At 72.1% G+C, this 17,202-nt stretch carries 20 protein-coding genes; 12 read left to right on the top strand and 8 right to left on the bottom strand.

Features of this window, described 5'->3' with window-relative positions; genetic code table 11:
* Position 1: 1 nt before the first annotated feature.
* From AW270_RS00880 to AW270_RS00895, 4 genes are all read right to left on the bottom strand, one after another.
* Positions 2–1,261 carry an enolase C-terminal domain-like protein gene (locus AW270_RS00880; protein ID WP_061289196.1) on the bottom strand — a complete coding sequence of 420 codons (1,260 nt, stop codon included), beginning with the start codon at positions 1,259–1,261 and terminating at the stop codon, positions 2–4.
* Positions 1,258–2,112, bottom strand: a complete 855-nt coding sequence (locus tag AW270_RS00885; protein ID WP_061289199.1) for an NAD-dependent epimerase/dehydratase family protein — start codon at positions 2,110–2,112, stop codon at positions 1,258–1,260. Before AW270_RS00885 ends, AW270_RS00880 begins: the two co-directional genes overlap by 4 nt.
* Positions 2,113–2,208: 96 nt before the next feature.
* Complete coding sequence (locus AW270_RS00890; protein WP_061289202.1) at positions 2,209–2,793, bottom strand: LGFP repeat-containing protein; 585 nt, start codon at positions 2,791–2,793, stop codon at positions 2,209–2,211.
* A gap of 73 nt (positions 2,794–2,866) precedes the next feature.
* Positions 2,867–3,406, bottom strand: coding sequence for an RNA 2'-phosphotransferase (locus tag AW270_RS00895; protein ID WP_061289205.1), 540 nt, complete (start codon positions 3,404–3,406; stop codon positions 2,867–2,869).
* 97 nt (positions 3,407–3,503) lie between these two features.
* Here AW270_RS00895 and AW270_RS37355 point away from each other — a divergent pair, with 97 nt between their 5' ends.
* Complete coding sequence (locus AW270_RS37355) at positions 3,504–4,808, top strand: glycosyl hydrolase (protein ID WP_082801202.1); 1,305 nt, start codon at positions 3,504–3,506, stop codon at positions 4,806–4,808.
* Positions 4,809–5,014: 206 nt separating this feature from the next.
* On the opposite strand, the gene AW270_RS00905 is transcribed toward AW270_RS37355, so the two are convergent.
* Positions 5,015–5,488: an NUDIX hydrolase gene (locus AW270_RS00905; RefSeq protein ID WP_063819065.1), complete on the bottom strand. Its 474-nt coding sequence runs from the start codon at positions 5,486–5,488 to the stop codon at positions 5,015–5,017.
* A 44-nt stretch (positions 5,489–5,532) separates the two neighbouring features.
* Here AW270_RS00905 and AW270_RS00910 point away from each other — a divergent pair, with 44 nt between their 5' ends.
* From AW270_RS00910 to AW270_RS00960, 11 genes are all read left to right on the top strand, one after another.
* The gene (locus tag AW270_RS00910; RefSeq protein ID WP_157521597.1) at positions 5,533–6,336 is read left to right on the top strand and encodes a GNAT family N-acetyltransferase; all 804 of its coding nucleotides are present in this window, start codon (positions 5,533–5,535) and stop codon (positions 6,334–6,336) included.
* Positions 6,337–6,345: 9 nt separating this feature from the next.
* A complete protein-coding gene (locus AW270_RS00915) occupies positions 6,346–6,528 on the top strand; it encodes an EF-hand domain-containing protein (RefSeq protein ID WP_245674515.1) in 183 nt (60 codons plus the stop codon).
* A 31-nt stretch (positions 6,529–6,559) separates the two neighbouring features.
* Positions 6,560–7,141 (top strand): RNA polymerase sigma factor, encoded by a 582-nt coding sequence (locus AW270_RS00920; protein WP_061289218.1) that lies wholly within the window; start codon positions 6,560–6,562, stop codon positions 7,139–7,141.
* Complete coding sequence (locus tag AW270_RS00925) at positions 7,138–8,013, top strand: hypothetical protein (RefSeq protein ID WP_061289221.1); 876 nt, start codon at positions 7,138–7,140, stop codon at positions 8,011–8,013. Before AW270_RS00920 ends, AW270_RS00925 begins: the two co-directional genes overlap by 4 nt.
* Positions 8,014–8,225: 212 nt before the next feature.
* Complete coding sequence (locus tag AW270_RS00930) at positions 8,226–9,374, top strand: inositol-3-phosphate synthase (RefSeq protein WP_061289225.1); 1,149 nt, start codon at positions 8,226–8,228, stop codon at positions 9,372–9,374.
* Positions 9,371–9,973: an EboA domain-containing protein gene (locus AW270_RS00935; protein ID WP_061289228.1), complete on the top strand. Its 603-nt coding sequence runs from the start codon at positions 9,371–9,373 to the stop codon at positions 9,971–9,973. The genes AW270_RS00930 and AW270_RS00935 overlap by 4 nt, the downstream gene beginning before the upstream one ends.
* A 2-nt stretch (positions 9,974–9,975) precedes the next feature.
* A complete protein-coding gene (locus AW270_RS00940) occupies positions 9,976–10,833 on the top strand; it encodes a TatD family hydrolase (RefSeq protein WP_061289230.1) in 858 nt (285 codons plus the stop codon).
* A 1-nt stretch (position 10,834) separates the two neighbouring features.
* Positions 10,835–11,986: a metabolite traffic protein EboE gene (eboE, locus tag AW270_RS00945; RefSeq protein ID WP_061289233.1), complete on the top strand. Its 1,152-nt coding sequence runs from the start codon at positions 10,835–10,837 to the stop codon at positions 11,984–11,986.
* A complete protein-coding gene (locus AW270_RS00950) occupies positions 11,983–12,831 on the top strand; it encodes a copper resistance CopC family protein (RefSeq protein ID WP_061289236.1) in 849 nt (282 codons plus the stop codon). Before eboE ends, AW270_RS00950 begins: the two co-directional genes overlap by 4 nt.
* Before the next feature lie 12 nt (positions 12,832–12,843).
* The gene (locus AW270_RS00955; RefSeq protein ID WP_061289239.1) at positions 12,844–13,188 is read left to right on the top strand and encodes a YajG family lipoprotein; all 345 of its coding nucleotides are present in this window, start codon (positions 12,844–12,846) and stop codon (positions 13,186–13,188) included.
* Positions 13,188–14,471, top strand: coding sequence for a hypothetical protein (locus tag AW270_RS00960; RefSeq protein WP_061289242.1), 1,284 nt, complete (start codon positions 13,188–13,190; stop codon positions 14,469–14,471). Before AW270_RS00955 ends, AW270_RS00960 begins: the two co-directional genes overlap by 1 nt.
* Here the strand turns inward: AW270_RS00960 and AW270_RS00965 are convergent.
* From AW270_RS00965 to AW270_RS00975, 3 genes are read right to left on the bottom strand one after another with little or no spacing between them, the layout of a single operon-like run.
* The gene (locus AW270_RS00965; protein ID WP_061289246.1) at positions 14,449–15,006 is read right to left on the bottom strand and encodes a formylglycine-generating enzyme family protein; all 558 of its coding nucleotides are present in this window, start codon (positions 15,004–15,006) and stop codon (positions 14,449–14,451) included. The two genes, AW270_RS00960 and AW270_RS00965, sit on opposite strands and share 23 nt — an antisense overlap.
* Complete coding sequence (locus AW270_RS00970) at positions 15,006–15,740, bottom strand: DUF427 domain-containing protein (protein ID WP_061289249.1); 735 nt, start codon at positions 15,738–15,740, stop codon at positions 15,006–15,008. Before AW270_RS00970 ends, AW270_RS00965 begins: the two co-directional genes overlap by 1 nt.
* On the bottom strand, positions 15,737–17,173 hold the full coding sequence (locus AW270_RS00975) for an amidase (protein ID WP_061289252.1): 1,437 nt from the start codon (positions 17,171–17,173) through the stop codon (positions 15,737–15,739). The genes AW270_RS00970 and AW270_RS00975 overlap by 4 nt, the downstream gene beginning before the upstream one ends.
* Between the last annotated feature and the right edge of the window lie 29 nt (positions 17,174–17,202).

Consider the following 17,202-nt stretch of genomic DNA (forward strand, 5'->3'; position numbering starts at 1 on the left):
CCTACGGCGGCTCGATCCCGCCGTCCGGGCGGCGGACCCGGGCCGACCAGCGTTCGTGGAGGTGCTTCTCCGGGGGGAACCTCGCGGCGGCGCGTTCGTCGAGGTCGACGCCCCAGCCGGGGGTGTCGTGCGGGAAGAGGTAGCCGCCGACCGGGTTGACGGTGCCGGGGAAGACCTCGGCGACCGGGTCGGGGTAGACGTGGCCCTCCTGGATCTGGAAGGCGTGGGTGGTGACGTCCAGGGCGATGTTGGCCGCCGCGCCGACCGGGGAGACGTCGGCGGGGGAGTGCCAGGCGGTGCCGACGCCGTTCAGCTCGCAGAGGGCCACCAGCTTCCGGGCGGGCGTCAGGCCGCCGATCGCCGAGACGTGCAGGCGCAGGAGGTCGACGCCGCCGTTCATGACGAGCCGCGCCGCGTCGGCCACCGACCCGAGCTGCTCCCCGGCCGCGATCGGCATCGGGGCCGCCGCCCGCACCTCGGGCAGCCGGTCGTAGTGCTCGGGCGCGATCGGGTCCTCCAGGAAGAACAGCCGGTACGGCTCCAGCGCCCGCGCCAGCTGGACCGCCTGCTTGACCGTGAGCCGGGAGTGGACGTCGTGCAGCAGCCCCGGCTCCTCGCCCAGCTCCTGGCGGGCCCGCTCGAACAGGTGAGGCGTCTCGCGGAGATAGCGCTGGACGTCCCAGCCGTCGGGATAGGGCGACGACGGGTAGCCGTTCGGCGAGCCCGGGGCGCCGTAGTGGCCCAGGCCCGGCGCCCCGGTCTGCAACCGGACGTTGCGGTAGCCCGCCTCCAGCAGCCGCCGGGCGTGGTCGAGGGTCGCCTCGACCGTCGCGCCCTCGGCGTGGAGGTAGGTGTCGGCCGCCGCTCTGACCCGGCCGCCCAGGAGTTCGTAGACGGGCATGCCGGCGCGCTTGCCCATGATGTCCCAGAGCGCCTGGTCCACGCCGGAGAGCGCGCTGTTCAGCACCGGGCCGCCCCGCCAGTAGGACGAGTAGTGGACCATCCGGACGATGTCCTCGATGTCGGCCGGATGACGGCCGATCAGCAGGGGCCCGACGTGCTCGTCGACGGCCGCGGCCACGGAGTGGAAGCGCTGGGTGAAGGTGGCGCAGCCCAGGCCGTACAGGCCCGGATCCGAGGTGTCGACCCGGACCACCACGAGCGGCGGCCCGCCGGGGGCGGTGACGATCGAGCGGACCCCGGTGATCCGGAGGTTGTCGCGGGACGGCCAGGGTGCCTGGGTCTCCTCGATCACGTTCATCTGCCCTCCACGGGGAACAGGTGCTCGGCGCGGAAGCCGAGGAGCGTCTCGGCCACCGTCAGGTCGACCGGGGCCTCGCGGCCCTCGAACCTCCGGCGGCGTTCGACGCCCGGGTGGAAGCGGTCGAGCAGGTCCTCCGTCGGCTGCGGCGCGAGCGTCGCCGGGGCCGTCACGAAGACGGCGTGGTAGCCGGTGAGCGGCGCGGTCAGGGCCAGCCACGCCGCGCGGGCGGCATCCCGGTCGTCCAGGTACGTCCACAGTTCCGAGGCCCCCGAGCCGGGGTCCCCGGCGTAGCGGGCGGCGGTCGTGTCGAACTTGTCGCCGGGCCCGCCGAGCAGCGGATAGCGCAGCGCCACCACGCCCGTCCCGAACCGGCGCGCCATCATCTCCCCGGTCGCCTCGTCGGCCTGTTTCGAGAGCCCGTAGGGGTCCTCGTTCTGGAGCGGGAGCCGCTCGTCGATCGGCAGATAGGCGGGGTGCAGCGGCTTGGCCGCCCACGGCATGCCGGTCACCGACAGGCTGCTGGCCAGCGCCACCCGGGATACCCCGGCCTGCCCGGCCTCCTCCAGCACCACGAAGGTCGAGCGGGTGTTGCCGCAGTAGACCTCCTCCGGCGTGCCCAGCGTCGGCGCCGGGATCGCGGCGAAGTGGAGCACCGCGTCGACCCCGGCGAGCGCCCGCCGGACCGTCGCCGGGTCGCCCGCGTCGCCCACCACGACCCGCGGCGCGTTGGGGGCCACCCGATCGAGCGCGGTCGCCTCGACCCCCAGCTCCGCCAGCAGCGCGAGCGTGGCCCTTCCCAGCCTGCCCGCCGCCCCCGTGACCAGCACCCGGCGGGGTGTGTCGGCCATTCGATCACCCTCCTGCAAAACGTTTTGCTTACGAGCAAAACGCGGCGTGCAGGGGTTTGTCAACGCACTTCGCTGGGGGATCTTATAGCCGGTATATCAGGCGTTCACCGAGACCGGGATCGTGTAGCCCTGACGGCAGGTGTCGCCCAACGTCCTGCTGTCGCAGCCCTTCACCCAGAAGGTGAACCGGGCCGCGTAGCCGCCGCTGGTGATCTGACCGGTCGGGACCGGGTGCACGACCTTGCCCGCCGTCCGCGAACCGGTCTTGATCCGGTACGACGGATACGACAGCGCCAGCCCGCCCAGGTCGCCCGGAGGGTTCACGGTCCAGTAGACCCGCCAGTAGTCGTAGTTGAACGGGTTGGACGGCCCCCACCGGAACACCGCCTTGCCGTTCTGCCGGTAGGCCGCCACGATCATCCGCTGGCCCTGGTCGGGCGTCCAGGCGACCTGGCCCCACTGGAACGACTGCTTGCGCCCGTTGGCGTTGGGCACGCTCCGCTCCTCGCCGGTCGGGCAGCCGAGTGGGCCGTTCTGGCCGCCGAGCGAGTGCCAGAAGTCGCCGATCAGCCCGTACGGCTGGACCGGGCACGGCGCGGCCGAGGCGGCGGTGGTGGTGGTGGGCAGGACCCCGGCCACGACGGCGGCGAGGGTCAGGAGGGCGCGGGACGAGGGTCGCATCTGAGGCTCCTTGATAGGGGGGGACGCCTTCAACGATGCGATCTCGGCCCCTTCCGCCGCAGGAGGGCCAGCCCTACGGAAAACGGATGAAACCCGGGGGTACGTGGGGGACCAGCCAGACCCTGTTGGCGCTGACCCGGAACTCGTGCCCGTCCCGGTGCATCGAACCGGCCTCGACCGTCAGGATCACCGGCCGGCCGCGCCGCGACCCGACCCGCGTGGCCGTCTCGACGTCTGCCGACAGGTGGACGTGGTGGCGGGCCATCCGCTGGAGCCCGCCGGCGCGGATCACGTCCAGGACCGGGGCGACGGTCCCGTGGTAGAGCAGCTCCGGCGGTTCGACCACCGGCAGGTCGAGGTCGACCTCGACCGAGTGGCCCTGGCTGGCGCGGATGCGGCCGTCGTCGATGACGTAGCGCTTCTTGTCGTTGGCCTCGACCACGTGGTCGAGCTCGGCCCGGTCGAAGGGGAAGCCGTGGGCGGCGGCGGCCCTGATCAGGTCGTCCACCGGGGTCCAGCCGTTCTCGTCGAGGACCAGCCCGATGCGTTCCGGCTCGTGCCGCAGGTGCTTGGCCAGGTACTTGGAGATGCGCACCATGCGCTTGTCGTCCATGGCCGTCGATTGTCCCGAAAAAGGGTTGTGAAGAAAAAGTGTTATCCGCAGGTCACGTGGGGGTCTCCGGTTCAGACATCCCCTACGAAGGACAACCATGACTCAGACAGTTCCCCGCCGGCGCACCGCGCTCGTCGTGGGCGCCTTGGTGGCCGCCCTGAGCGCGTCCCTGATCACCGGTGTCGGGCCCGCCGAGGCCGCCGACACGCTGGTCTCGCAGGGTCGGCCCGCGGTGGCATCGTCGGTCGAGCGGGGCGACCTGTCGGCGGCCGCGGCCTTCGACGGCAAGACGAACACCCGCTGGTCCAGCAAGTTCGCCGACCCGCAGTGGATCCGCCTCGACCTGGGCAAGGTCACGCCGATCACCCGGATCGTGCTCAACTGGGAGGCCGCGTACTCGACCGCCTTCCAGATCCAGACCTCGAACGACGCCGCCTCGTGGAAGACCATCCACACCACGACGGCCGGCAAGGGCGGCGTGCAGACGGTCAACGCGTCCGCGAGCGCCCGCTACGTGCGCCTGTACTCCACCAAGCGCAAGACCGTGTACGGCGTCTCCCTCTGGGAGTTCCAGGTCTTCGGCAACGGCTCGGGCACCTCCACCCCGACCCCTGCTCCTTCGACGACCCCGAAGCCGACGCCCTCGTCCCAGCCGTCGGCGAGCACCGGCAAGAAGGGTGTCGCCGTCTGGCAGATCCCCGGCGTCAACGCCGCCGTGGCCAACGCCAACGCCAACTGGTACTACACCTGGGCCGTCGACCACCCCAACATCACCACCCCGTCGAACAGCCAGTTCGTCCCGATGATCTGGGGCGCCAACAGCGTCACCGACGCCAACCTGGCCAAGGCCAAGGCCGCCGGCCCCTACCTCCTCGGCTTCAACGAGCCCGACTTCGCCGACCAGTCGAACATCACGGTCGAGCGGGCCCTCGAACTGTGGCCCAGGCTCCAGGACGCCGGCAAGATCCTCGGCGCCCCCGCCGTCGCGTGGGGCGGCGACCGCGCGGGCGGCTGGCTCGACCGCTTCATGACCGGTGTGAAGCAGAAGGGCTACCGCGTCGACTTCATCCCGCTGCACTGGTACGGCGGCGACTTCGTCACCGAGCGTGCCGTCAGCCAGCTCAAGGGCTACCTCCAGGCCGTGTACGACCGCTACAAGAAGCCCATCTGGCTGACCGAGTTCGCCCTGATCGACTTCAGCAACGGCACCCGCTTCCCGACCGAGGCCCAGCAGGCCGCGTTCGTGACCGAGTCGGCCAAGATGCTCCAGTCGCTCCCGTTCGTCGAGCGCTACGCGTGGTTCGGCATCGGCGCGGGCGCCAGCGGCGTCAACAGCGGCCTGTTCCGCGACAACGGCACGCCCACCCAGGCGGGCCGCGCCTTCCAGGCTCTGCCGCGCTAGTCACCGCAGCGGCAGGACCGCCATCCCGGGACCCGCACCCCCGGCCTCACCGCCCGGGTCCCGGGATGGCCCTGCGACAAGCCCGTTCGGCCGCGGCGAAGGCGACCGAGCGGGCTTTTCCGTACGGGCCGCTCGCGTTGTCGATCACCATGGCCCGAGAAGTGCGACAGCTCGGCCATCACGCCGGCGAGGCTCGACGCCGAGGATCACGAACGGGTGTAGCCCGCCAAGGTGGTGTCGATGATCTGGGCGCCGTCGAGCGGGGGCCCGGCCGGGTCCCACCAGTGGATGGCGGTGATCTCCTCGTTCGGCGTGAAGGCGTCGTGGCGGACGGCGGTCTCGCCGGTGAAGACGGCCGCGTACTCGGTGCGGGGCGGCCGGGTGAGCCGGAAGTGCGCGTAGCCCGCCAGGGTCAGCGCGGGCAGGTGCAGGCCGCTCTCCTCGCGCAGTTCCCGCACGGCGGCCTCAAGCGGGGTCTCGCCGGGGTCGATCCCGCCTCCCGGCAGTTCCCACTGGCCGCGGTAGCGGTCGTACACCAGCAGGAGATGTCCTTCGCACCAGACCGCGACCAGCGAGGCGGGCATCGGCGCGTCGCCGGGCGGGAGGGCTCCGTCCGCTGCGGGGAGGAAGGCGGTCAGCGCGTCGCCGGTCCGCTCGTCCAGGGCCAGATATGGGTTCATGAGGTCCATGGTGAGCTGACATGGTGAGCTGACAGGATCGGGTGGTGATCGAGGCGATGCAGGAACTCACCTCCCGCGCCTGGTTCCCCGGTGCCCGCTGGCACATCGGCGACCTCGCCTGGGGGCTGCGGCAGCACACCGGCCGGGAGCACGAGTGGCCGACGAAGGTGTGGCGGTCCGAAGGCGAGGTGGTCGCGTGGGGGTGGGCGGAGCTGCCCGGTCATCTCAACCTCCAGGCGGTCGACGAGCGCTGGGCCGGTGAGGTGCTCGACTGGTTCGCCGGGATCACCGAGCCCGAAAGCGTCGTCGTCTCCAGTGCCGAGCCCCACCTGATGCGCGCCGTCGAGGCGCGCGGGTTCGCGCGGCGGGAGGGGCCCTTCTTCCTGCATCTCGTACGCGACCTCGACGGCCTGGCCCAGCCCGGCGCCGAGTGTCGGCCCGTCACCGACGTCGCGGGCCGGGTCCGGGCCCACCGGGAGGCGTTCTACCCGTCGAGGGTCACCGAGGAGAGCTACCGCGCGGTCCAGGGGACCTGGCCGTACCGGAAGGAGCTCGATGTCGTCGCCCGTGTGGAGGGCGAGGTGGCCGCCTACTGCCTGGCCTGGCTCGACGACGCCCGCGGGGCGGTGCTGATCGAGCCGGTCGGCACCGTGCCCGACCACCGGGGGAAGGGGCTCGCCAGGGACGTCTGCCTGGCCGCGCTGCACGCCGCCAGGGCGCTCGGGGCCGAGATCGCCACGGTCAGTCCCCGGGGCGACGACGCCTGGCCGATTCCGGCTCGTCTGTACCGTTCGTTAGGGTTCAACCAAGTTGCCCGGACCGTGCATTATGGTGTGGCCCGACGATAAGGAGACCTGGTGGACCTGAAGGCTACGTTCGACGCCATCGACGCCGACCACGACGGATTCGTGACCGAGGCGGAGATCGTCGCCCACTTCCCCCACCTCCCCGCCGAGGCCCTGGGCGCGTACGCCACCGGGCTCGACGCCGACGGCGACGGCCGCTACTCCTTCGAGGAATTCTCCCGCCTCCTCGGGTAATGTCCCGGCTCTCCGCGCCATAGAGGGGGATGTGACCCCCGATGACTTCGAGGCCGTCTACCGCGGCACCTACGAACGGCTGACGCGCTACGCGGTGCGCCGCTGCGCCTCCGCGCAGGACGCCGCCGACGTGGTCGCCGACACCTACGCCGTGGCCTGGCGAAGACGCGACCGGATCCCCGGCGGCGGCGACGCCGTCCTCTGGCTGTACGCGGTCGCCCGCCGGGTGCTCTCCGAGCACCGCAGGAGAGACCACCGCCACCGCGACGCGCGGCTCGACGCCGAGATGGCCGACCTCTACGCCCGGACGCCCGGCGTCGAGATGAGCGTGATCGGCCAGACCTTCCGCGCGCTCCCCGACGGCGACCGCGAACTGCTCGCCCTGGTCGCCTGGGAAGGGCTCGGCCACGACGAGATCGCCGTGACGCTCGGCATCACGCGCAACAACGTCCGCGTCCGCCTGCACCGTGCCCGCCGCCGGTTCGCCAAGGCGCTGGCCGCCAACGGCGTGCCCACCGCGTTCGCCCTCGAGCCTGTCTCTCAGGCAGATTCCGGAACGCGAGCCACAGACGGCCTTCGGCCGCCCGCGCCTCACTTGGGAGAGACCCGATGACCGACCTTCTCACGACCATCGATCCCGCCCGCAAGGGGGGCGACCCGGACGCGCCGGGCGCCCGTGCGCTGCTGGCCCGGGTGATGAGCGAGCCCGTACCGGCGCGGCGGCGCGGGCGGCGGTTCCTGCGGCCCGCGCTGGTGGCCGTGGCCGCCGGGCTGATCGTGACCGTGACGCCGCCGCAGGTGGTGACCTCCTACGCCAACGCGGCCGTCGAGATCCACCGTGAGGGCGACCAGTACGTCGCCCGGGTCCTCGATCCCTTCGCCGACCGTGAAAGGTTCACCGAGGCGTTCCGGGCCGTCGGGCTCGACGTGCGGATCGAGGCGCTGCCGGCCTCGCCGCTGTCGGCCGGGAGGTCGATGGGGCTGATGATCGGCGGCACGTTCGACCGTCCCGGGGAGATCGGCGGGGAGTTCGCCTACGGCGGGGTCGTGCTGAGCGCCGACCCCGAGCCGAAGGGCTGCGAACCCTCCCGGCCGGGGTGCGCGATGGTCATCAGGGTGCCCGCGGGGTTCCCCGGGTCGGTGAGCGTCCGCCTCGGGCGGCCCGCGCGGCCGGGGGAGGAGTACGCCGACTACGACAAGGCGCTCGGGCCCGGCGGGCCGCTGCACGGCGTGAGGCTGCGGGACGGCGCGCCCGTGCGGGAGGTCAGGGCCGAGGCGGAGCGGCGGGGCCTGCGGGTGACGTACCGGGAGATCAGGATCGCGCCCGACGGAGGGCTGTCCTTCGTGGACACCGCGGCGGGGGAGAAGTGGACCGTGTGGAACGCCTGGCAGGTCCGCGCGGGGGAGGTCCGGCTGCTGGTGACCGAACAGCGGCTCAGTCAGAACCCGTTTTACAACGGGTCCGCGCCACCCCCCAACCTCTAGGCGGCATTGACCCGAGATGTACCACCCCGTAACAATATGGACGTCTCGGGCTTGGCGGCGGTGGCACGTCATGAGTCAAGCAGGGTTTTTTGAACCGTAGACGCGTTCGGCGTGCGCGTCCTCCGACTGGGGACCCAGCGTGCCATAGGCCGGCAGCCATCCGACCTCTCAAGCCGTCCCTTCCGGAGATATATCGAAAGGGAAGCTCGGTGATGGTGAAGCAGAGTCGGACAGGCGTCTGGTTCGTTGGGGTTCGTGGATCGGTGGCGACCACCGCCATGGCGGGTGCCGCCGCGGTGCGTCTGGGGCTCACCGCCCCCGTAGGCCTCGTGTCGGAACTGCCGGACTTCGCACAGCTTCCGCTACCCGCTTTCGGGGAGCTCGTGTTCGGCGGCCACGACATCGTGGCGACGCCCCTGGCGAAGCGCGTGGAGCAGCTGACCAGCTCGGGGGTGGTCCCGGCCAACATCGCCGCGGCGGTGCTGTCCGAGGTGACCGCGGTCGAGGCGGAGATCCGCGACGGCGTCCACGTGGAGGACGCGGTTCCGCAGCTCCAGGTCGTGGAGCGGCTGGCCGCCGACATCGCGGGCTTCCGCGACCGGCACGGGCTCGACCGGGTCGTCGTGATCAACGTGTCGTCGACGGAGCCGCCCAGCGCCTACCGTCCCGAGCACGACGACCTCACGGCGCTCACGAAGGCCATGGAGACCGACGCCTACGTGCTGCCGCCCAGTTCCGTGTACGCCTACGCCGCCTTCGAGGCCGGCTGCGCCTTCGTCGACTTCACCCCGTCGACCGGCGCCCGCCTGCCGGCCCTCGACGAGCTGGCGAAGTCGCGCGGCGTCCCGTACGCGGGCAGCGACGGCAAGACCGGTGAGACGCTCATGCGGTCGGCGCTCGCGCCGATGTTCACCACGCGGGCGCTGCGCGTCCTGTCGTGGTCGGGCACCAACCTGCTGGGCGGCGGCGACGGGGCGACCCTGGCCGACCCGGCGGCCGCGGCCAGCAAGACGGCCTCCAAGCAGCGGGGCATGGCGAAGATGCTCGGGTACTCCGCCGGGGGCGACGTCCACATTGACTACGTTCCTGACCTGGGCGACTGGAAGACCGCCTGGGACCACATCCTGTTCGAGGGTTTCCTCGGCGTCCGGATGACGATGCAGTTCACCTGGCAGGGCTGCGACTCGGCGCTGGCCGCCCCGCTCGTGCTCGACCTGGCCCGCTTCACCGCGTGGGCGCACGAGCAGGGCGAGTCGGGGGCGCTGGCCTCCCTCGGGTTCTTCTTCAAGGACCCGGTCGGCACCGACGAGCACCGGCTGCTCACGCAGTTCGACACGCTCAAGGATTGGGCCACCCGATGACGCCCGACGACCTGCGGGCCGCGCTCGACCTGACCCCCGAGGCGGAGGCCTGGCTCTCCGAGGGCCGGGCCAAGGTCGCCGCCGACCCGGCCAAGCTGGCGGTGCTGTTCCCGGCCGCCGGTCGCAAGGTCGGCCGGGGCCCCCTTCCGAGCCTGCCCGGCTGGACGGCCGACGACGCCGCCCGCGCCCTGCTGCTGGACGCGCTGCCGCAGCCCCGCGCGGAGGCCGTCGCCAGGGCGTACACCGAAGGGGACAACGCCGAGAAGCGGGCGGTGCTGCGCGCGCTGCCGGTCCTCGGCCTCGGTGACGACGGGCTGCCGCTGGTGCGCGACGCCCTGCGCACCAACGACACCCGGCTCGTGGCCGCCGCCATGGGCCCCTACGCCGCCGCCCGCCTCGACGACGAGGGCTGGCGGCACGGCGTGCTCAAGTGCGTGTTCGTCGGCGTCCCCCTGGCCGCGGTCGCGAATCTCGCCGACCGCGCGGACGCCGAGCTCGCCCGCATGCTGACCGACTTCGCCGCAGAGCGCGAAGCGGCCGGCCGCGTGGTGCCCGACGACGTGCACCACGCGCTCACCCTCGTAGACCAGGAGTCCTAACCGTGCGCATCTTCGACCCGCACATCCACATGACGTCGCGGACGACGGACGACTACGAGGCCATGTACGCGGCCGGCGTGCGCGCCCTCGTCGAGCCCGCATTCTGGCTGGGCCAGCCGCGCACCGGGGTGCGGTCGTTCCTCGACTACTTCGACAGCCTCGTGGGCTGGGAGCCCTTCCGGGCCGCGCAGTTCGGCATCCGCCACCACTGCACGATCGCGCTGAACCCGAAAGAGGCCAACGACCCGCGCTGCGTGGACGTGCTCGACGAGCTGCCCCGCTACCTCGCCAAGGACGGCGTGGTCGCGGTCGGCGAGGTCGGCTACGACTCCATGACCAAGGAGGAGGACGAGGCCTTCACGCGTCAGCTCGACTTGGCGAAGGAGCACGAGCTGCCGATCATGGTCCACACCCCCCACCGCGACAAGGCCGCCGGCACCAAGCGGACCCTCGACGTGGTGCGCGAGTCGGGCATCGCCCCCGGCATGGTCGTGGTCGACCACCTCAACGAGATGACCGTGAAGATGGTCGTCGAGTCGGGGAGCTGGGCCGCGTTCTCGATCTACCCCGACACCAAGATGGACGAGGACCGCATGGTCCGCATCCTCCAGGAGTTCGGCACCGACCGGATGCTGGTCAACTCGGCCGCCGACTGGGGGCGCAGCGACCCGCTGAAGACCCGCAAGACCGGCGACGCGATGCTGGCCGCCGGGTTCTCGGCCGACGACGTCGACAAGGTCCTGTGGCGCAACCCGGTCGAGTTCTACGCCCAGTCGGGCCGCCTCGACCTGTCGGACCTGAAGACCGACGAGACCTTCGAGGGCAACTCGGTGCTGCGCGGCGTGCGCAAGGACGCCTGACATGCGGCTCCGCCATCCCGACGGCTCGACGGTGCACGTCGCGTACTGCACCAACGTCCACCCCGCCGAGAACCTGGAAGGCGTCCTCGGCCAGCTCGCCCGGTTCGGCGAGCCGGTCAGGGAGGCCCTTGGCGTCGACCGCCTCGGCCTCGGCCTGTGGCTGGCGCGCGACGTCGCGACCGCCCTGGTGGAGGACCCGGTCCAGGTGGTCCGGCTCCGCCGCGAGCTCGCGGCCCGGGGGCTGGAGGTCGTGACGCTCAACGCCTTCCCCTACCGGGGGTTCCACGACCCGGTGGTGAAGCGGAAGGTGTACGTCCCCGACTGGACCACCCACGACCGCCTCCGCTACACGCTCGACTGCGCCTCGGTGCTGGCCGGGCTGCTGCCGGAGGACGCCGCGCGGGGGAGCGTCTCGACGCTGCCCCTGGCCTGGCGGACCGATTGGGATGCCTCACGAGCGGCCCAGGCTCGGACGAGGCTGACCGAACTGTCCGAGGGGCTGGCCAAGCTGGCCGCCTCCAGCGGCCGGACCATCCGGGTCGCCCTCGAACCCGAGCCCGGCTGCGTCGTGGAGACCGTCGAGCAGGCGTGCGCGGAGTTCGCCGCGCTCGACCACGACTGGCTCGGCGTCTGCCTGGACGTCTGCCACCTGGCCGTCCAGTTCGAGGACCCGGTCGAGGCGCTGGCCAGGCTGGAGGACGCCGGGCTGCCGGTGGTGAAGACCCAGGCGTCCTGCGCCCTGCACGTGGAGGACCCCGCCGCCGCGAAGGAGGAGCTGGCCGCCTTCCACGAGGAGCGGTTCCTGCACCAGACGCGCGAGCGCGGCGGCGGTTCGTGCGACGACCTCGACGAGGCCCTCGCCGGCCTGCCCGGGGACGACGCGTGGCGGGTGCACTTCCACCTGCCGCTGCACGCCGACCCCGAGCCGCCGCTGTCGAGCACGAGCGGCGTCCTGAACAGCACGCTGGAGGCTCTCTTCGGCGGGCCCCGGGCGGTCACCGACCACGTGGAGGTCGAGACCTACACCTGGCAGGTGCTCCCCGAGGACCGCCGCCCGCAGGGTGACGCGGGCCTGGTGGCCGGGCTGGCCGCCGAGCTCGCCTGGACGCGCGACCGCCTGGTCGCGCTCGGACTGGAGGACGTGTCCCGATGACGAGATGGCTGGCCCGGTTGCTGATCGCGGTGCTCTGCCTGGGCACGACGACGGTCCTCCTGGAGGGCCCGGCGTTCGCCCACGGCCAGCTCGTCGAGTCGACCCCCGAGAAGGGCGGCACCCTCGCCGACCCGGTCCAGACCCTGACGATGTGGTTCACCGAGGCGCCGCCCCGCAACGCCCACTTCACCGTGACCGGGCCGGACGGGAAGCGCGTCGAGAAGCCGTGGCTGGTCGGGGCGACGAAGCGGCTCGACGAGCCGGTCACCGAGCTCTTCCTGGTCGACGGGAAGTGGGAGCCCAGGCTCTACCACGAGGGCTACTCGGTCGAGCTCCCGGTGGCCTACTGGCCCAAGGCCGGCGAGTACTCCGTCGACTACCTCTCGATCGCCAGCGACGGCGAGCAGGTCAAGGGCCAGCTGAAGTTCACCTACGCCGGCAAGCCCACCAAGGCCCCCGAAGGCTGGAAGGCGCCCGACCACGGCCCCGACCCCGGTCTGCTCGCCGCGCTGGAGGCCGCCCACGAGCAGGACCGGAACCAGCAGCAGGCGCCCGTGCCGACGACGGACACCACCACGTCGACCCAGGTCCTGCCGACGACCGCGCCCAGCGCGGCGCCGTCCCCGGTGGCGGCGCCCGCCACCGGGGACGACAGCCCGCTGGTGTGGCTGATCCCGGTCGTGCTGGGCGTCGGCGTGGTGTTCCTGCTGGCGCGGGCGATGCGGCGGCCGCCGGCGAAGAAGCCCGGCCCGAAGTCCGCCGGTAAGCCGGCCGGGAAGTCCGCCGGGAAGTCCGGCAATCCCGCGAAGAACGCCGCGACCAAGGTCAGCGCGAAGAAACGTTAAGTGGAGAACCCCATGAAATTCCTCGCCGCGCTGTTCGTGGCGGTTTTGGCGCTGACGGGCTGCGCCACCGGCGGTCCCGCCGCCGCGGTCGGCCCGATCAAGGAGATCACCGTCACGATCTCCGGCAAGAAGGTCAGCCCGCCCCCCGGCCGGATCGAGGTCCGCCTCAACCAGGGCGTCAAGATCACCGTGACGAGCGACGTCGCCGACGAGGCGCACGTCCACGGGTACGACAAGGCCGCGACCCTGCTGCCGAACCACCCCTCGGTGATCTCGTTCCTGGCCGACACGACAGGGCTGTTCGAGGTGGAGACGCACGACCAGGACCTCCAGCTCTTCCAGCTCGTGGTGAGCTGATGCTGCTGGCCCACGGGGTGGGCGGCCGTCAGGACCTGCCCATCCCGTTCTCCGCCGCCCTCATCGGCGCGATCATCTGCCTCGTGGTGTCGTTCGCCGCGCTGGGGTTCCTCTGGCGGGAGCCCCGGCTCGGCGCCGGCCTCGACGACGCCCGGCCGCTGCCGGGGTTCCTCCAGTGGCGGGTGCCCGAGTGGGTGTGGCGGGCCGTCGGCCTGGTAGCGACGGCGTACTTCCTGATCGGGTTCTTCGGCCCCGACGACGCCGACAACCCGGTGGCCGGGGTGGTCTACGTCCTGTTCTGGGTCGGTCTGGTGCCGCTGTCGCTGCTGTTCGGCGGCGTCTGGCGGCTGTTCAACCCGTTGCGGACCGTCGTGCTGCTGGTCCGGGGCGAGCGGTCGTCCCGGCCGCTGCCCGACGCGGTGGGCTACTGGCCCGCCGCCGCCGGCCTCTTCGCGTTCGTCTGGCTGGAGCTGGTCGCCCCCGGGCGCGTGACGCTGCCCGTCATCGGGGGATGGCTCTCCCTGTACGCCCTCGCGATGCTCGCCGGCGGTCTCGTCTACGGCGTGAGGTGGTTCGACAAGGGCGACACGTTCGAGGTCTACAGCGACCTGGCCGGCCGGCTCTCACCGATCGCCCGCCGGGACGACGGCGTGCTGGTGTGGCGCAACCCCCTCGACGGCATGGCGACCCTGCGCCCCGCGCCGGGCCTCACCGTCCTGGTGATCGTGCTGCTCGGCTCGACCATGTACGACAGCGTCTCCAACGCCCCGTTCTGGGTCAGGTTCGTCCAGGAGAACAGCCTCCCGGCGCCGGTGACGGGGACCTTCGGGCTGGTGGTCGTGATCCTGCTCGTGCTGGGCGCGTACCTGCTGTCGACCCGGCTGGCCGGGCGGCGCGGGATGGCCGAGCAGGGCCGGACGGCGGGCGAGATCGCCCACTCGATCGTGCCGATCGCGATCGGCTACATCGTGGCCCACTACTTCACCCTGCTCCTGTACGAGGGCCAGCGCACCCTCGCCCTGCTGTCCGACCCCCTGGTGACCGGCGCCAACTGGCTCGGCACCGCCGACTGGACCATCCAGTCGGCGTTCCTGACGCCCGCGGCCGTGGCCATGCTCCAGGTCACCTTGATCGTCATCGGCCACGTCCTCGGCACGGCCCTGGCCCACGACCGGGCGCTGGTGCTGTTCCCCCGGCGGACGGCGGTGGCGGGCCAGGTCCCGCTGCTGGTCCTGATGGTCGTCTACACCGTGACGGGGCTCATGCTGCTGTTCGCGGCATAGAACGGGCCACCCGGAAGCCGAGATCGTCGATCTTGAACGTCGGGTGGCTCTTGCGGCGGCACGACGCCCGCAGCGCCCTGGGGCCGTCGTGCGCGCCGCCGCCCCGGAAGACCCGGTACTCGCCGTAGACCTCCGGGTCGTAGAGGTCGGACGTCCACTCCCAGACGTTGCCGATCATGTCGTACAGACCCCAGGCGTTGGGCTCCTTGAGCCCGGCCTCCCTCACCTCGCCGTGCCCGTTTCCGGCGTGCCAGGCGATGGCGTCGAGGTCCCCGTAGCGGTCGCCCCGGGACCCGGCCCGGCACGCGTACTCCCACTCGGCCTCGGTCGGCAGCCGGAACCCGTGGCGCTCGCAGTAGTCGCGGGCGTCGAACCAGGAGACGTCGGTGACTGGGCGGCGGTCGCCGGGGACGCCGTGGAACTCCTCCCGGGTCACCGGGCAGGCGGCGAGCAGGAACGGCTCGATCTCCACCGTCCACCCGGTGTTGCTCGCCTCGTCGCGGAGCAGGATCACCCCGCCCGGGATCTCGATCATCAGGAGAACTTGGTCTTCGGCCGGGTCTCCAGCTCACCGTCGACGTAGATGTCGAGCTTCTCGTTGTAGAACGCGACCAGCCCGGCGATCTTCTGGCTCTCCGGCAGCGGCGTCCGGTAGGACCAGGCGAGATCCTCGCGGCCGTTCACCGACCAGTACTCCGCCGACCCCTTGTAGGGGCAGTGCGTCACCGTGTCGGTCGCCTCCAGCAGGTCGAACCTGACGTCGGTCTTCGGCAGGTAGTAGCGGGCCGGCAGCCCGGTCTCGAAGAGGATCCGCCCGTTGCGCGACTCGGCGACGGTCTGGCCGTCCACCTCGACCCGGATGTGCCGCGACGACGGCAGGATGTCGATCCTCGTGTACGGGTCGCGCGCGTGGAAGAACACCTCCTCGTCCTCCTCGAACCAGGAGTCCATGGAGTCCCAGTCGAAGCGGATGTACTCCCGGATCTCCTCGATCGGCGAGTCGGCGTAGACCAGCCCGGTCGCCTCCCTGCCTCCCGAGGTGACGGTGTAGAGAGTGGCGTCGCCCCGCGAGGGCGAGTGGGGGCCGGGGCCCGACTCCTTGAGCGCCCCGGGCGCCACGTCCTTCAGCGGGAAGTAGTAGGTCGGGTAGTAGGGCGCCTCCCACACGAACAGCGCCGACGACGTGTCGGCCACCGGCAGGCCACCGAGGTAGACCCGCACACGCTTGGCCGTCGGCTCCAGCCGGACACGGCCTCTGGTTGTCGTCATACCGGCGGAAACCCACCCGGCTGACCCGATATTCCACCCGGAAACCGGTCCTTCCACGGCATCGCCTCCTCCAGGCGGGCGGCGATCCGGAACAGCAGGTCCTCTCTTCCGTACGGGGCGGCGATCTGGACGCCGGCGGGCAGCCCGTCGCGGCTGTGGCCCAGCGGGAGGCTGATCGCGGGCTGGCCCGAGACGTTGAAGACCATGGTGAACGGGCCGTAGTCGAACATCGAGGTCAGCCACGTCGTCAGGGTGTGATCGGGGTCGTCGTAGCGGAGGGTGCCGTGGGGGGCGGGGAGGCGGGCCAGGGTCGGGGTGACGAGCAGGTCGTGGGCGGTGAAGAAGCGGGCCGTCGAGCGGGTGACCCGGTTCTGGGCGGCGAAGGCGGCCATCAGGTCCAGCGCGCCGTACTCCCCGGCCACCTTCAGGACCTGGCGGGAGACGGCCTCCATCCGGGCGGGGTCGGGCTGCCGGGGCGCCAGCAGCAGGGAAGAGGCGATCGCGACCGCCTCGGCGACCGCGCTGCTCATGACGGCGTCCCAGTCGACCTCCGGGCTGGCCCGGGTGACGTGGTGGCCCATCCCCTCGAGGACGCGCCCCGTCCTGATCACCGCCTCGGCCACCTCGCCGTCGACCCGCGCGCCCGACCACGCCTCGGTGGTCACCGCGACGCGCAGCCGGCCGGGGTCCCTCGTCAGCTCGCCGGCGTAGCGGCCGGCCGGAGGCGGCGCGGTGTACTTGTCGCCGATCCCCGGGCCGTGGACGGCGTCGAGCAGGTGGGCGGCGTCGCGCACGGTGCGCGTGAGGGCGAACTCGCAGGCCATGCCGAGCATCGGCTCGCCCGTGTCGGGCCCGCACGGGACGCGTCCCCTGCTCGGCTTCAGCCCGACCAGCCCGCAGCAGGAGGCCGGGACCCTGATCGACCCCGCGCCGTCGCTCGCGTGGGCGAGCGGCACGGCGCCCGCCGCGACCAGGGCGGCCGCGCCGCCGCTCGACCCGCCGACGCCCCGGCCGAGGTTCCAGGGGTTGCGGGTGGGACCGTGCCTGAGCGACTCGGTGGAGAAGCTGAGCGCCAGCTCCGGGACGGTGGTCAGGCCCAGCGTCACCAGCCCGGCCTTCCGGAAGCGGGCCATCAGGTCGCTGTCGTGGCGGGCGACGACACCGGGGACGGCCCGGCTCCCGAGGAAGAACGGGACGCCCTCCGCGACCGGGCCGTGGTCCTTGATCAGGAAAGGCACTCCGGCGAGCGGGCCGTCGCCCGCGTGGTCGAGCGCCGGGGTGAACAGCGGCACGGCCAGCGCGTTGAGCGTCTCGTCGGCCTGGACGAGGGCCCGGCGGGCGGCGGTCTCCACCTCGCCGCCGGTGACCTCGCCGGAGGCGATCAGCTTCCGGAGGCCGACGGCGTCATGGCATGCGTAATCGTGGATTTCCATGTGAGAGGTCCTCTTTCCGGCGTCCTGGA

Origin of the sequence: Herbidospora cretacea (genome assembly GCF_001570605.1) — a bacterium.
Classification (GTDB): Bacteria; Actinomycetota; Actinomycetes; order Streptosporangiales; family Streptosporangiaceae; genus Herbidospora; species Herbidospora cretacea.